This is a genomic window from Streptomyces sp. SAI-170, from assembly GCF_049739565.1.
GTDB lineage: Bacteria > Actinomycetota > Actinomycetes > Streptomycetales > Streptomycetaceae > Streptomyces.
In genome coordinates this window covers 7,234,902-7,247,586 of the sequence record NZ_JBMGQD010000001.1, presented here as the reverse complement: position 1 = coordinate 7,247,586, position 12,685 = coordinate 7,234,902, and the positions used below count along the sequence as shown (strand labels likewise).

Annotated in this window: 13 protein-coding genes; 10 read left to right on the top strand and 3 right to left on the bottom strand. The window is 71.2% G+C overall.

Annotated elements, in window-relative coordinates:
- Positions 1–53 precede the first annotated feature (53 nt).
- Positions 54–626 (bottom strand): helix-turn-helix domain-containing protein, encoded by a 573-nt coding sequence (locus tag RKD23_RS32695; protein ID WP_424856965.1) that lies wholly within the window; start codon positions 624–626, stop codon positions 54–56.
- Positions 627–715: 89 nt separating this feature from the next.
- Between RKD23_RS32695 and RKD23_RS32690 the strand changes: the two genes are divergently transcribed.
- From RKD23_RS32690 to RKD23_RS32670, 5 genes are all read left to right on the top strand, one after another.
- Complete coding sequence (locus tag RKD23_RS32690) at positions 716–1,663, top strand: NAD(P)/FAD-dependent oxidoreductase (protein WP_424856964.1); 948 nt, start codon at positions 716–718, stop codon at positions 1,661–1,663.
- Between the two features lie 29 nt (positions 1,664–1,692).
- A complete protein-coding gene (locus RKD23_RS32685; protein WP_424856963.1) occupies positions 1,693–3,231 on the top strand; it encodes an ATP-dependent DNA ligase in 1,539 nt (512 codons plus the stop codon).
- On the top strand, positions 3,228–3,686 hold the full coding sequence (locus RKD23_RS32680) for an NUDIX domain-containing protein (protein WP_424856962.1): 459 nt from the start codon (positions 3,228–3,230) through the stop codon (positions 3,684–3,686). Before RKD23_RS32685 ends, RKD23_RS32680 begins: the two co-directional genes overlap by 4 nt.
- Positions 3,687–3,807: 121 nt before the next feature.
- Positions 3,808–5,202: an NADP-dependent succinic semialdehyde dehydrogenase gene (locus RKD23_RS32675; RefSeq protein ID WP_424856961.1), complete on the top strand. Its 1,395-nt coding sequence runs from the start codon at positions 3,808–3,810 to the stop codon at positions 5,200–5,202.
- 25 nt (positions 5,203–5,227) lie between these two features.
- Positions 5,228–5,461 carry a DUF6213 family protein gene (locus tag RKD23_RS32670; RefSeq protein WP_404039596.1) on the top strand — a complete coding sequence of 78 codons (234 nt, stop codon included), beginning with the start codon at positions 5,228–5,230 and terminating at the stop codon, positions 5,459–5,461.
- A gap of 87 nt (positions 5,462–5,548) precedes the next feature.
- On the opposite strand, the gene RKD23_RS32665 is transcribed toward RKD23_RS32670, so the two are convergent.
- Positions 5,549–6,775 (bottom strand): acyl-CoA dehydrogenase family protein, encoded by a 1,227-nt coding sequence (locus RKD23_RS32665; protein ID WP_424856960.1) that lies wholly within the window; start codon positions 6,773–6,775, stop codon positions 5,549–5,551.
- Positions 6,776–6,946: 171 nt separating this feature from the next.
- On the opposite strand from RKD23_RS32665, the gene RKD23_RS32660 reads away from it, so the two are divergent.
- Entirely contained in the window at positions 6,947–7,591 is a 645-nt protein-coding gene (locus RKD23_RS32660; protein WP_424856959.1) for a TetR family transcriptional regulator, read from the top strand.
- A gap of 55 nt (positions 7,592–7,646) precedes the next feature.
- Here RKD23_RS32660 and def read toward each other — a convergent pair whose 3' ends face one another.
- On the bottom strand, positions 7,647–8,192 hold the full coding sequence (def, locus tag RKD23_RS32655) for a peptide deformylase (protein WP_424856958.1): 546 nt from the start codon (positions 8,190–8,192) through the stop codon (positions 7,647–7,649).
- A gap of 158 nt (positions 8,193–8,350) precedes the next feature.
- Between def and RKD23_RS32650 the strand changes: the two genes are divergently transcribed.
- From RKD23_RS32650 to RKD23_RS32635, 4 genes are all read left to right on the top strand, one after another.
- Complete coding sequence (locus RKD23_RS32650) at positions 8,351–9,589, top strand: MurT ligase domain-containing protein (RefSeq protein WP_424856957.1); 1,239 nt, start codon at positions 8,351–8,353, stop codon at positions 9,587–9,589.
- Between the two features lie 16 nt (positions 9,590–9,605).
- Positions 9,606–10,334, top strand: coding sequence for a type 1 glutamine amidotransferase (locus RKD23_RS32645; protein ID WP_424856956.1), 729 nt, complete (start codon positions 9,606–9,608; stop codon positions 10,332–10,334).
- A gap of 208 nt (positions 10,335–10,542) precedes the next feature.
- Complete coding sequence (locus tag RKD23_RS32640; protein ID WP_424856955.1) at positions 10,543–11,568, top strand: 6-phosphofructokinase; 1,026 nt, start codon at positions 10,543–10,545, stop codon at positions 11,566–11,568.
- Between the two features lie 153 nt (positions 11,569–11,721).
- Positions 11,722–12,675, top strand: coding sequence for a cytochrome c oxidase assembly protein (locus tag RKD23_RS32635; protein ID WP_424856954.1), 954 nt, complete (start codon positions 11,722–11,724; stop codon positions 12,673–12,675).
- The last annotated feature ends 10 nt before the right edge of the window (positions 12,676–12,685 follow it).

Here is a 12,685-nt window from a genome sequence, read left to right as displayed (position 1 = left end):
CCAGGGTCGATCGCATACTAAGCGGTCGCTTGCCCATCGGGGAAGGTCAGGGCTCACACCCGTTTCGGCCGCGCCCGCACATGCATCCGCTCCCCCTGCGGTCCGAACAGGCTCAGGAACTCCACCGGCCCCTCCCCCGTCGACCCGAACCAGTGCGGCACGCGCGTGTCGAACTCGGCGGCCTCCCCCGCGGTGAGCACCACGTCGTGCTCCCCCAGCACCAGCCGCAGCTTCCCGGACAGCACATACAGCCACTCGTACCCCTCATGGGTCCGTGGATCCGGTTCCGCCGACCGCTGGGGCTCGACCATCTTGTAGGCCTGCAGCCCGCCCGGCTGCCGGGTCAGCGGATAGAGGGTGCGGCCGTACCGCTGGATCGGCTTCGCGCGCACCCGCGGATCGCCGACCGGCGGTGCCCCGACCAGTTCGTCCAGCGGCACCTGGTGGGCCTGTGCGATCGGCAGCAGCAGCTCCAGCGAAGGCTTGCGCAGGCCGGACTCCAGCCGGGAGAGGGTGCTGACGGAGATGCCGGTCGTCTCGGACAGCGCCGCGAGCGTCACCTCCCGTTCCTTGCGGAGCTTGCGCAGCCGCGGGCCCACACCTGCCAGTACGTCGTCGGTCGTCATGGCCGTATTGCAGATTCGGCAACAACGTTTGTCAATCCCGGAGCACCGGAGCGATGGTCGCCACAGGAACCCGACAGGAGGTGGTCGACATGACCGAGGTGACCGAGCACTACGAGGTGATCGTCGTCGGCGGGGGCGCGGCGGGCCTGTCCGCCGCTCTGGTGCTGGGCCGGGCCCGGCGCCGCACGCTCGTCGTCGACGCGGGCGAGCCGCGCAACGCGCCCTCGGCGCACATGCAGGGCTACCTCGGCCGGGACGGGATGTCGCCGGCCGAGTTCCTGTCGGTCGGCCGGGAGGAGATCGCCCGCTACGGCGTGGACCTGGTCCGGGACCGGGTGGTCGACGTGACCCGCGACGAGGACTTCACCGTCGCCCTGGCGAGCGGCGGGACCGTCCGCGCCCGCCGGCTCGTCGTCGCGACCGGCCTGAAGGACGAGCTGCCGCCCGTGGCCGGCGTGGCCGAGCGGTTCGGCCGGGATGTGCTGCACTGCCCGTACTGCCACGGCTGGGAGGTCCGCGACCGGGCCTTCGGCGTGCTGGCGACCACCGCGCTGAGCGTGCACCAGGCGCTGATGGTGTCCCAGTGGTCGAAGGACGTGACGCTCTTCCTGCACCGGGTCGCCGAGTCGGAGCTGTCCGAGCAGGATGTGCGGCGCCTGGCCGCGGCCGGGGTGAAGGTGGTGCCCGGCGAGGTGGCGGGGCTCGTCGTCGAGGACGACCGGCTGACCGGCGTACGACTCGTGGACGGGACGGCGTACGAGCGTGAGGTGCTGTTCGTCGCGCCGCGGGCCGTGCCGCGGACCGAGCTGTTCGTGAAGCTGGGCGCGGAGATGACCGAGACGCCCTTCGGCAGCTACCCCGTCGTCGACGAGCGGGGTCTGACGAGCGTGCCCGGACTGTGGGCGGCGGGCAACGCCTCCGGGTTCGCCGAGCAGGTGGTGAACGCGGCGAGCCGCGGCTACCGGGCCGGGGCCGCGATCAACGGTGAGCTGCTGATGACGGACCTCGACGCGGCGGTCGAGGCGGCCGGGGTGTAGTCGGCGCCGCCGCGTTGCACCATGGCTGCATGCTGCTGACCCGGCTCGCCGACGTGTCCCGGGAGGTCGCCGCCACGTCGGCGCGGTCCCGCAAGATCGCCCTGCTCGCGGAGCTGTTCCGGGAGGCCGAGGCGGCGGACGTGCCGATCGTCATCCCGTATCTGGCGGGACGGCTGCCGCAGGGGCGGCTAGGCGTCGGCTGGAAGGTGCTGAGCCGCGAGGTCGCGCCGGCCGCCGAGCCGGCCCTGACGGTGCGCGAGGTCGACGCCCGGCTCACCGGCCTCTCCCAGGTCTCCGGCGCCGGTTCGCAGGCCGAACGCACGCGCCTGGTGGGCGAGTTGATGGGCGCGGCGACGGCGGACGAGCAGCGCTTCCTGCTGGGCCTGATCACCGGCGAGGTCCGCCAGGGCGCGCTGGACGCGGTCGCCGTGGAGGGGCTCGCCCAGGCCACGGGGGCGCCGCCCGCGGACGTACGGCGGGCGGTGATGCTCGCCGGGTCGCTCCAGGCCGTGGCCGAGGCGCTGCTCGCGGACGGCCCGCCCGCCCTGGACCGCTTCCGGCTGACCGTCGGCCGCCCGGTGCTGCCGATGCTCGCGCACAGCGCGTCCTCGGTGGCCGAGGCGGTGGAGAAACTGGGCGCGTGCGCGGTGGAGGAGAAGCTCGACGGCATCCGTGTGCAGGTGCACCGCGACGGCGACGACGTCCGGCTGTACACACGCACCCTCGACGACATCACCGACCGGCTGCCGGAGGTGACCGCGGCGGCGCTGGAACTGGCCGGGGAGCGGTTCATCCTGGACGGCGAGGTGATCTCCTTCGACCCCGCGGGGCGGCCCCGTTCCTTCCAGGAGACCGCCGGGCGGGTGGGCTCCCGGGTGGATGTGGCCACGGCCGCGGAGGCGGTGCCCGTCTCCCCCGTGTTCTTCGACGCGCTGTCGGTGGACGGCCGTGACCTGCTCGACCTGCCGTTCACCGAGCGGCACGCCGAGCTGGCCCGGCTGGTTCCCGAGCCGATGCGGGTGCGCCGCGCCCTCGCGCACGGCCCCGACGACGCCGCCGCGGCCGAGGCCTTCCTCGCCGAGACGCTGCACCGCGGCCACGAGGGCGTGGTCGTCAAGGCGCTCGACGCGCCCTACAGCGCGGGCCGCCGCGGCGCGTCCTGGCTGAAGGTCAAGCCCGTGCACACGCTCGACCTGGTGGTCCTCGCCGCCGAGTGGGGCCACGGACGCCGTACCGGCAAGCTGTCCAACCTGCACCTGGGCGCGCGGCGGGCCGACGGGTCGTACGCCATGCTCGGCAAGACCTTCAAGGGCATGACCGACGCGATGCTGGCCTGGCAGACCGAGCGGTTGCGGGAGATCGCCGTGAAGGACGACGGCTGGGTCGTCCATGTCCGCCCGGAGCTCGTCGTCGAGATCGCCTACGACGGTCTGCAGCGCTCCTCCCGCTACCCGGCGGGCGTCACCCTGCGGTTCGCGCGCGTGGTCCGCTACCGCGATGACAAGCGGCCCGAGGACGCGGACACCGTGGAGACACTGCTGGCCGCCCACCCGGAGGTACGGCCGTGAAGCGCAGCGCCGGGCTGCTGTTGTTCCGGCACACCGATGACGGTCTTGAGGTGTTGCTGGGACATATGGGCGGCCCGTTCTTCACCAAGAAGGAGGCCGGGGCGTGGACCGTGCCGAAGGGCGAGTACGAGCCGGACGAGCCCGCCTGGGAGGCGGCCCGGCGGGAGTTCCGTGAGGAACTGGGCGTGGAGCCGCCCGCCGGCGAGGCGGTCCCCCTGGGCGAGGTCCGGCAGACCGGCGGCAAGGTCGTCACCGTGTGGGCCGTCGAGGCGGACCTCGACCCGGACGCCGTCGACCCCGGCACCTTCACCATGGAATGGCCCCCGAGGTCGGGCCGCCTTCAGGAGTTCCCCGAACTGGACCGGGTCGCCTGGCACGGCCTGGACCGGGCGCGCGAGCTGATCGTCAAGGCGCAGGCCACGTTTCTCGACCGGCTGGCGGAGCACTCGTCCTGAGTTCCAGTACCTGAGCCCTGCGAGCCCTGAGCCCTGAGCCCTGAGCAGACGCGTACGCGTTGCGGTGCGGGCCGCGGCGCGCGAAGGTCGAAGCACAGCCCGCACCCAGGGAGGTCCTGTCATGCCCATCGCGACGGTGAACCCGGCGACCGGCGAGACGCTCAAGACGTACGAGGCCATGGACGAGGAGGAACTCGACCGCCGGCTCCAGCTCGCCGAGGCCACCTTCCGCACGTACCGCACGAGCGGCTTCGCCGACCGCGCCCGTCTGCTGACCCGGGCCGCCGAGCTCCTCGACGAGGACCAGCAGGACATCGCCCGGGTGATGACCACCGAGATGGGCAAGCCGGTCAAGCAGGCCCGCGCCGAGGCCGCCAAGTGCGCCAAGGCGATGCGCTGGTACGCCGAGCACGCGGAGGCGCTGCTCGCCGACGAGGAGCCCGACGCGGCCGATGTGCGCGACTCCGGCGCCTCGCGCGTGCGGGTGCGCTACCGGCCGCTCGGGCCGGTCCTCGCGGTGATGCCGTGGAACTTCCCGCTGTGGCAGGTGATGCGGTTCGCCGCGCCCGCGCTGATGGCCGGCAACGTGGGCCTGCTCAAGCACGCCTCGAACGTGCCGCAGACCGCGCTGTATCTGGAGGACCTCTTCCACCGGGCGGGCTACCCCGAGGGCTGCTTCCAGACCCTGCTGATCGGCTCGGGGCAGGTCGACGACGTCCTGCGCGACGAGCGCGTCAAGGCCGCGACGCTGACCGGCAGCGAGCCGGCCGGGCGTGCGGTGGCCTCCACCTGCGGGGAGATGATCAAGAAGACGGTGCTGGAGCTGGGCGGCAGCGACCCGTACGTGGTGATGCCGTCCGCCGACCTCGACCGGGCCGCCGCGGTCGCGGTGACCGCGCGCGTGCAGAACAACGGGCAGTCGTGCATCGCCGCCAAGCGGTTCATCGTGCACACGGACGTCTACGACGCCTTCGCCGAGCGGTTCGTGGCCGGGATGAAGGCGCTGAAGGTCGGTGACCCGATGGAGGACGACACCGAGATCGGGCCGCTCGCCACCGAGCAGGGCCGGGACGATCTGGAGGAGCTCGTCGACGACGCCACACGCGTCGGGGCGAAGGTGCTGTGCGGGGGCCATCGGCTGCGCCGGCCCGAGCTGCCTGGCTGGTACTACCCGCCGACCGTGCTCGCCGGTGTCACGCGCGAGATGCGCATCCACCGCGAGGAGGCGTTCGGGCCGGTCGCCACGCTGTACCGGGCGGGCGACCTGGACGAGGCCGTGCTCATCGCGAACGACTCACCGTTCGGGCTGAGTTCGAACGTATGGACGCGCGACGAGGGCGACGTCGACCGGTTCGTCCGGGATCTGGAGGCCGGTGGCGTGTACGTCAACGGCATGACGGCCTCGCATCCGGCGTTCCCGTTCGGCGGCGTGAAGCGGTCCGGGTACGGGCGTGAGCTGTCCGGGCACGGAATCCGGGAGTTCTGCAACATCACCACGGTTTGGCACGGTGCGTGACCGCCGCGCGGCTACGATCGCCGGTGTGAACCGCGAAGTGACTCTCCCTCTGATCGTCGATGACCGCGGGGCCTTGCAGGTGTCCGCGGCCGACGTGAGCAAGCTGCTGCGTACGGTGGGGGCGCGGTGGGTGCACCTCGTCGAGGCCGGGCAGGAGGGGCTCGACGAGGACACGGTCGCCGCGCTGACCATCGAACTGGCGAAGCTGGCCGACCGGATCGACGTGGCGTGCATCGCCCACAGCAGCGGGCAGAGCTGAGCCCCCGCTCTCACCCTCTGCCCACCCTCCACTGGCGCTGCGGATCACGGAACTGCGCGAGCGACCGTCGACGGCCCGCGGACGGCATCAACGAATGGGCATCCCGGAGAGAGTCCGGGCGATCACGAGCCGCTGGATCTCGCTCGTGCCCTCGAAGATCGTGTAGATCGCCGCGTCCCGGTGCATGCGCTCCACCGGGTACTCCCGGGTGAACCCGTTGCCGCCGAGGATCTGGACCGCCTGCGCGGTGACCTTCTTGGCGGTCTCGGAGGCGAACAGCTTGGACATCGAGCCCTCGGCCGCCGTGAACGGCTTGCCGTTGACCGCCATCCAGGAGGCGCGCCAGACCAGCAGACGGGCCGCGTCGATGGACGTCCGCATGTCGGCGAGCTGGAAGGCCACACCCTGGTTGTCGATGATGGGCCGGCCGAACTGCTCGCGGGTCTTCGCGTAGTCGAGAGCCACCTCGTACGCGGCCCTCGCCGTGCCGACCGCCATCGCGCCGACCGCCGGCCGCGAGGCCTCGAACGTGGCCATCGCCGCGTTCTTCACCCGCTCGCCACCGGCCTTGGCCCTCTCCCGGGCCCGCGCGAGACGCTCGTCCAGCTTCTCCTTGCCGCCCAGCAGGCAGGAGCCCGGCACACGTACGTTCTCGAGGACGACCTCGGCGGTGTGCGAGGCGCGGATGCCGTGCTTCTTGAACTTCTGGCCCTGGGACAGGCCCGGCGTGTTCGGCGGGACGATGAAGGAGGCGTGGCCCTTGGAGCCCAGCTCCGGGTCGACGACCGCGACGACCACATGGACGTTGGCGATGCCGCCGTTGGTCGCCCAGGTCTTCGTGCCGTTGATCACCCACTCGTCCTTGGCCTCGTCGTACACGGCGCGCGTGCGCATCGAGGCGACGTCGGAGCCGGCGTCGGGCTCGGAGGAGCAGAACGCGGCGACCTTCACGTCGTTCGCGTCGCCGTACATCTGGGGAATCCAGGTGCCGATCTGTTCGTCCGTGCCGTTGGCGAGGACGCCTACGGCGGCCAGACCGGTGCCGACGATGGACAGGGCGATACCGGCATCGCCCCAGAACAGCTCCTCCATGGCCATCGGGATGCCGAGGCCGGTCGGGTCGAAGTACTGCTGGGCGTAGAAGTCCAGGGAGTAGATGCCGACCTTGGCGGCCTCCTGGATGACCGGCCAGGGAGTCTCCTCGCGCTCGTCCCATTCGGCGGCCGCGGGCCGGATGACGTCGGCGGCGAAGCCGTGCAGCCAGTCCCGGACCTCCTTCTGTTCGTCGTTGAGCTCCATGGTGAACTCGGCCATGTCCCCTCCAGCGGCGGCACCTGCGTGTTACTTGCGGTAACCGCAGTCTGTTACTGACGGGTAGGAAAAGTCAACTCGTCGTACCGGGTCGGCAGCCCGTTCGATGCCGGGAGCGGGTCGAGTGTTAGTTTGCGCTGGCGTCACCGATTCAGCACCGGGTGGGGAGAGATCATGGACACCACGCAGCGGACCGAGCAGCAGAGGTCCGCCGACCGCCGACGGCGCGAGCTGCTGGAGGCCGCGGACAGAGTGGTGCTCCGGGACGGGCCGCAGGCGTCGATGAACGCGATCGCGGCGGAGGCGGGCATCACCAAGCCGATCCTCTACCGGCACTTCGGTGACAAGGGGGGTCTTTACGCCGCCCTTGCCAAGCGGCACACGGACGCCCTGCTGAGCTCGCTGCGGGCCGCGCTGGACGCGCCTGCCGAGCGGCGGGAGCGGGTGGAGTCGACCCTGGACACGTATCTGGCTGCCATCGAGGCGCGGCCTCAGGTGTACCGGTTCCTGATGCATCCCTCGGAGGGGGTCTCCAGCGGAGATCAGGGGTTCGATGTCGGCAAGCACTCGGCTCCGCTGCTTCGGCGGATGGGTGAGGAGTTGGCCGCCGTCATCGAGGAGCGGGTCGATCTCGGGCCCGGGTCTCAGCAGCTTGCCCGGGTGTGGGGGCATGGGATCGTCGGGATGATGCATGCCGCCGGGGACTGGTGGCTGGGTGAACGGCCCTGCTCTCGGGCTGAGTTGGTGCGGAGTCTTGCGGATCTTTTGTGGGGGCGGTTGGCTGCGGCCGGCGACCGTGTCGGGGGGCCGGGGTTCTGAGCCGTCCGCGGATCGTCTGTGGCTGGTCGCGCAGTTCCCCGCGCCCCTGGCCACGTCACCCCTGACTGCCCCAAGAAGTTCGAGCCACCTGGCGCATCAATCTGCGGTGGCGCCAGCCCGTCACCCTGTCCGCGTAGACGGTTCCCTCCAGGTGGTCGCACTCGTGCTGGAGGCATCTCGCGAACCAGCCCGTGCCGTGGATGGTGATCGGGTCGCCCGTCATCGTGAAGCCCTCGACCACCGCGTGGTCGTAGCGCTCCGTGCCGGCCTCCAGGCCCGGCAGGGAGAGGCAGCCCTCGGGGCCGCGCAGGACCACACCGTCCGCCTCCACCAGGCGGGGGTTCACCACATGGCCCAGATGGCGGACGTCCTCGTCGTCGGGGCAGTCGTAGACGAAGACGCGCAGCGGCTCGCCCACCTGGTTGGCGGCCAGGCCGACCCCGTTCGCGGCGTACATCGTGGCGAACAAGTCCTCCACGAGGGCGGCGAGTTCGGGGCCGAAGTCGGTGACGTCGGCGCAGGGGGTGTGCAGGGCCGGATCGCCGAGCAGGGTGAGGGGCCGGACGCGCCCGCGGGCGCCCGGGATCGAGCCGTTTCGCATGCCCGCAAGGGTACGGTCTGGCAGGTCGCGTCCGGTGCGTGCCTGGATCGTGACGGTGCCGCGATTCGGGCACGTGAGTGGATCTCGATAGGCTGAGGCCACACCACGTGGCCGTAAGGATGTCGGCGCGGCGCGTACGCAAGGAGGATCGAGGACTGATGGCAGGCAACTCGGACCCGCTCACGCCGCGGGCCAAGCTCGCCGTGACCGCGGGCAAGGCGGTCGCGGCGGCATCCCGTGCCGCGGGACGCGGCAGCGGTTCGGTGATCGGCGGACGGGTGGCCCTCAAGCTCGACCCCGACCTGCTCGCCCGGCTGGCGCAGAACCTGGACGTGATCCTGGTCTCGGCGACCAACGGCAAGACCACCACCACCCGGCTCATCGCCGAGGCGCTCAGGGCGGCCGGTCCGGTCGTGTCCAACGCGCTCGGCGCCAACATGCCGGCCGGTATCACCTCGGCGCTGGCGGGCGGCTCGGACGCGAAGTTCGGTGTGATCGAGGTCGACGAGAAGTACCTCGCGGGCGTCGCCCGGGACACCGACCCCAAGTGCATCGCCCTGCTGAACCTCTCGCGCGACCAGCTCGACCGTGCCGCCGAGACGCGGATGCTCGCCGAGAACTGGCGTGAGGGGCTGGCCGGCTCCAAGGCCGTCATCGTCGCCAACGCCGACGACCCGCTGGTCGTGTGGGCCGCGTCCTCGTCCCCGAACGTGATCTGGGTCGCGGCCGGTCAGATGTGGAAGGACGACGCCTGGTCCTGCCCGTCCTGCGGCGGTGTGATGCAGCGCCCCGGCGACGACTGGTTCTGCGGCGACTGCGGCTTCCGTCGGCCCACCCCGACCTGGGCGCTGTCCGGCGACCACGTCCTGGACCCGCACGGCTCGGCCTGGCCGATCCACCTCCAGCTGCCGGGCCGCGCCAACAAGGCCAACGCCGCGTCCTCCGCGGCCGTCGCCGCCGTGTTCGGGGTACCGCCGCAGGTCGCGCTGGAGCGCATGTACCAGGTGCAGGCGGTCGCCGGACGCTACGACGTCGTGCAGTTCGAGGGTCGTGACCTCCGGCTGCTGCTGGCGAAGAACCCGGCCGGCTGGCTGGAGACGTTCTCGCTCATCGACCCGCCGCCGGCCCCGGTCATCCTGTCCGTGAACGCGCGCGGCGCCGACGGCACGGACACGTCCTGGCTGTGGGACGTCGACTACACGCGGCTGACCGGTCACCCGATCTTCGTGATCGGCGACCGCAAGCTCGACCTCGCGGTGCGCCTGGAGGTCGCCGACCAGTACTTCCAGGTGTGCGAGAACCTCGACCAGGCGGTGCAGATGTGCCCGCCCGGCCGGATCGAGGTCATCGCCAACTACACCGCCTTCCAGGACCTGCGCCGCCGCGTCGGCAACTGACACTCAGGGGACTTTTGTGAGCGACAACCAGCTGCGGGTCGTCTGGATCTATCCCGACCTGCTCAGCACCTACGGCGACCAGGGCAACGTCCTCGTCGTGGAGCGCCGGGCGCGGCAGCGGGGCCTGGACGTGGCGCGGCTCGACGTGCGCAGCGACCAGCCGATCCCGACCTCCGGCGACATCTACCTCATCGGCGGCGGCGAGGACCGGCCGCAGCGGCTCGCGGCCGAGCGGCTGCGCCGCGACGGGGGGCTGTACCGGGCGGTGGAGAACGGCGCGATCGTGTTCTCCGTGTGCGCCGGCTACCAGATCCTCGGCCATGAGTTCATCAACGACCTCGGCCAGCGCGAGCCGGGCCTCGGTCTGCTGGACGTGGTCTCGGTGCGCGGCGAGGGCGAGCGGTGCGTCGGTGACGTGCTCGGGGACATCGACCCGCGGCTCGGCCTGCCCCCGCTGACCGGCTTCGAGAACCACCAGGGCGTCACCCACCTCGGCCCGACGGCCCGCCCCTTCGCCCAGGTCCGCCTCGGCAACGGCAACGGCACGGGCGACGGCACGGAGGGCGCGTACAACGACACCGTCTTCGGTACGTACATGCACGGGCCCGTGCTCGCGCGCAACCCGCTGATCGCCGACCTGCTGCTGAAGCTGGCGCTGGACGTCAACGCGCTGCCGCCGACCGACGACCGCTGGTACGAGGCGCTGCGCAACGAGCGCATCGCGGCCGCGCAGCAGCCCGCGTAAGCCTTGTGTCCTACGGCCGCCCGGAGTTCTGTGACTCCGGGCGGCTTTTGCGTGGGCCCGCCTGACGTGCCGTCTGCTCATATGTGCAGGTATGTCCAGCAGGCGGACGCCCGGTGCGGTGGGCCCCCCTCACGCCGGTAGGGTGACCTGGATCTCGCCGGACAACGTGGTCCGGTCCCCGGCCCACGTTGCAAAGGTAGTTCGGGCTATGCGTATTGGTGTCCTCACGTCCGGCGGCGACTGCCCCGGCCTGAACGCCGTCATCCGGTCCGTCGTGCACCGTGCCGTCGCCGACCACGGCGACGAGGTCATCGGTTTCCGGGACGGCTGGAAGGGCCTCCTGGAGTGCGACTACCTCAAGCTCGACCTCGACGCGGTCGGCGGCATCCTCGCCCGTGGCGGCACCATCCTCGGCTCCTCCCGGGTCCAGCCCTCCCATCTGCGGGACGGTGTGGAACGGGCCAAGGGGCATGTGGCCGACCTGGGGCTCGACGCGATCATCCCGATCGGCGGCGAGGGCACGCTGAAGGCGGCCCGGCTGATGTCCGACAGCGGCCTGCCCGTCGTGGGCGTGCCCAAGACCATCGACAACGACATCGCCGTCACGGACGTGACCTTCGGCTTCGACACGGCCGTGGGCGTGGCGACCGAGGCGCTGGACCGGCTCAAGACCACCGCCGAGTCCCACCAGCGGGTGCTCGTGGTCGAGGTCATGGGCCGCCACACCGGCTGGATCGCGCTGCACTCCGGCATGGCCGCGGGCGCGCACGCCATCGTCGTCCCCGAGCGGCCCTTCGACATCGACGAGCTGACCACGGTCGTCGGTGAGCGGTTCGAGGCCGGCAAGCGCTTCGCGATCGTCGTCGCCGCGGAGGGGGCCAAGCCGAAGGCCGGCTCCATGGAGTTCGACGAGGGCGGCAAGGACATCTACGGGCACGAGCGGTTCGCCGGGATAGCCCGTCAGCTGTCGGTGGAGCTGGAGCGAAGGCTCGGCAAGGAGGCGCGGCCGGTCATTCTCGGGCATGTGCAGCGGGGTGGTACGCCGACCGCCTATGACCGGGTGCTCGCGACCCGGTTCGGGTGGCATGCGGTGGAGGCTGTGCACCGGGGGGAGTTCGGGATGATGACCGCGCTTCGGGGGACCGACATCGTGATGGTGTCGCTGGCCGAGGCCGTCGAGACGCTCAAGACCGTTCCTGCTGAGCGGTACGCCGAGGCTGAGTGCGTGCTTTAGCCGTCCGGCGGGTGCGGGCATCGTTGTGGTTGCTCGCGCAGTTCCCCGCGCCCCTGAGGTACCTCTGCCCCCGGTGACTTTTGTCGCCGGGGGCCGCTTTAGTCTTGGTGCCGGACGTTTTCGCACAACCCCCTCGAAACAGGAGCCTGGCGCATGGATCACAGCGGGCACGGCATGACCATGGATCTGCCGCCGTTCACGCTGGGGCGGGGTCTTCAGTGGTCGCCGGACGAGTTCTTTCTCGTCGCCTGCCTGGTCGGGATCGGGCTCTATGTCTGGGGCGTCGCACGGCTGCGGCGGCGCGGGGACGCGTGGTCGCTCGGGCGGACTCTCGCCTTCGTGTCGGGTGTGCTGACCATCGGTGTGGTGATGTGCACCAAGCTGAACGACTACGGGATGGTCATGTTCAGCGTGCACATGGTGCAGCACATGGTCATCAGCATGCTGTCGCCGATCCTGATCCTGCTGGGCGCGCCGGTCACGCTGGCGCTGCGGGCGCTGCCGCCCGCGGGGCGGGGGCGCAAGGGGCCGCGTGAGCTGCTGCTGGCGCTGCTGCACAGCCGGTACCTGCGCGTGGTCACGCACCCGGCGTTCACGATCCCGATGTTCATCGCGAGCCTGTACGCGCTGTACTTCACCCCGCTGTTCGACACGCTGATGGGCTCCAGGGCGGGCCACGCCGCGATGATGGTGCACTTCCTGGCGGTCGGGGTGGTCTTCTTCTGGCCGATCATGGGCGTGGACCCGGGGCCGAACCGGCCGGGCTATCTGATGCGGATGCTGGAGCTGTTCGCGGGCATGCCGTTCCACGCGTTCTTCGGCATCGCGCTGATGATGGGCTCGACCCCGATGGTGGAGACGTACCGGAACCCGCCCGCCTCGCTCGGCATCGACGCGCTCGCCGACCAGAACGCGGCCGGCGGGATCGCCTGGGCGTTCAGCGAGATCCCGTCCGTGCTGGTGCTGATCGCCCTGCTGTTCCAGTGGTACGGCTCCGAGCAGCGGCAGGCCAAGCGCAAGGACCGGGCCGCCGACCGGGACGGGGACAAGGAGCTGGAGGCGTACAACGCCTACCTGGCCTCGTTGAACGCGCGCGGCGGCGGCTGAGGGGCCCAGT

Bases quoted from the DNA above. Each gene is read 5' to 3' on its own strand.
- RKD23_RS32695 (WP_424856965.1), bottom strand. From the start codon at position 626: ATGACGACCGACGACGTACTGGCAGGTGTGGGCCCGCGGCTGCGCAAG.
- RKD23_RS32690 (WP_424856964.1), top strand. From the start codon at position 716: ATGACCGAGGTGACCGAGCACTACGAGGTGATCGTCGTCGGCGGGGGC.
- RKD23_RS32685 (WP_424856963.1), top strand. From the start codon at position 1,693: ATGCTGCTGACCCGGCTCGCCGACGTGTCCCGGGAGGTCGCCGCCACG.
- RKD23_RS32675 (WP_424856961.1), top strand. From the start codon at position 3,808: ATGCCCATCGCGACGGTGAACCCGGCGACCGGCGAGACGCTCAAGACG.
- RKD23_RS32665 (WP_424856960.1), bottom strand. From the start codon at position 6,775: ATGGCCGAGTTCACCATGGAGCTCAACGACGAACAGAAGGAGGTCCGG.
- RKD23_RS32660 (WP_424856959.1), top strand. From the start codon at position 6,947: ATGGACACCACGCAGCGGACCGAGCAGCAGAGGTCCGCCGACCGCCGA.
- def (WP_424856958.1), bottom strand. From the start codon at position 8,192: ATGCGAAACGGCTCGATCCCGGGCGCCCGCGGGCGCGTCCGGCCCCTC.
- RKD23_RS32650 (WP_424856957.1), top strand. From the start codon at position 8,351: ATGGCAGGCAACTCGGACCCGCTCACGCCGCGGGCCAAGCTCGCCGTG.
- RKD23_RS32640 (WP_424856955.1), top strand. From the start codon at position 10,543: ATGCGTATTGGTGTCCTCACGTCCGGCGGCGACTGCCCCGGCCTGAAC.
- RKD23_RS32635 (WP_424856954.1), top strand. From the start codon at position 11,722: ATGGATCACAGCGGGCACGGCATGACCATGGATCTGCCGCCGTTCACG.